Source organism: Streptomyces sp. NPDC006265, assembly GCF_040613555.1.
Lineage (GTDB): Bacteria > Actinomycetota > Actinomycetes > Streptomycetales > Streptomycetaceae > Streptomyces.
In genome coordinates, this window is sequence record NZ_JBEXSH010000281.1 from 1 (window position 1) to 1,096 (window position 1,096).

The following is a 1,096-nucleotide window of genomic DNA, read 5'->3' on the forward strand; positions in this document are numbered from 1 at the left end:
ACAGGTAGGGAGAGCAACAACAAGGTCGTCGTTCCCCTCGAAAATGCGATCGACAACGTGTAGTTGCGATGGCCAGAGGTCGATCTCGGAGGTGGCGCAAGATCCTCCACGCCTACCGCCCGCCTCGTATGGCCGTCGCCGAGGCCTGGGTACCCGGTGCCCGGCGTGCGCTGTATGCCCGCCCGGACGAACTGGGCCAGGCCTTCAACTTCGAGTACCTGCAGACCGGCTGGGACGCGGAGGAACTGCGGCAGGTCATCACCGACTCGCTCGCCACCGCCCGGGCGGCGGGCGCCTCGGCCACCTGGGTGCTGTCCAACCACGACGTCGTACGGCACGCCTCCCGCCTCGCGCTGCCACCCGGCACCGACCCCAACGCCTGGCTGCTCTCCGGCGGCCACGCCCCGGCCGTCGACGTGGCGGCCGGGCTGCGCCGGGCCCGGGCGGCCACCCTGCTGATGCTGGCGCTGCCCGGCTCGGCGTACGTATACCAGGGCGAGGAACTCGGTCTGCCCGAGGTCGCCGACCTGCCCACCGAGGTCCTCCAGGACCCGGTCTGGGAGCAGACGGGCCACGTCCGCAAGGGCCGCGACGGCTGCCGGGTGCCGCTGCCGTGGACGACGACCGGGCCGTCGTACGGCTTCGGGCCCGGCGGTGCCTGGCTGCCGCAGCCGCCCGCCTTCGCCGCCTACGCCGTCGAGGCGCAGGACGGCGTCGAGGGCTCGACCCTGGAGCTGTACCGCACGGCCCTGCGGCTGCGCCGCAAGCTCCTCGACGGCGAGGAGCTGACCTGGGCGGCGGGCGCCCCGGACGGTGTGCTCCGGTTCGACCGCTGCGAGGGCTGGCGCTGCGTCACGAACCTCTCCGGCGCGGCGGTCGAGCTGCCGGCCGGTGAGGTGCTGCTGGCCAGCGCGCCGCTGGAGGACGGGCGGTTGGGCCCGGACACGACGGTGTGGCTGGGCCGCTGAGCGCTTCGCGGGTGGGGTGGTGGCGTCGTGGTGTGGCTGCGGGGGGCGTGGGGGCTGGTCGCACAGTTCCCCGAGCCCCTTCTGGGCGTGGGAGTACTCGTGTCGTGTGGTGCTGTCGTGGGTCGTCT

The 1,096-nt window shown here is 73.4% G+C and carries 1 pseudogene; it reads left to right on the top strand.

Annotation, left to right across the window (positions count from 1 at the left end):
- Positions 1-92 precede the first annotated feature (92 nt).
- Positions 93-968: pseudogene (locus ABZ281_RS22525) on the top strand (alpha-amylase family glycosyl hydrolase); the annotation flags it as partial.
- Between the last annotated feature and the right edge of the window lie 128 nt (positions 969-1,096).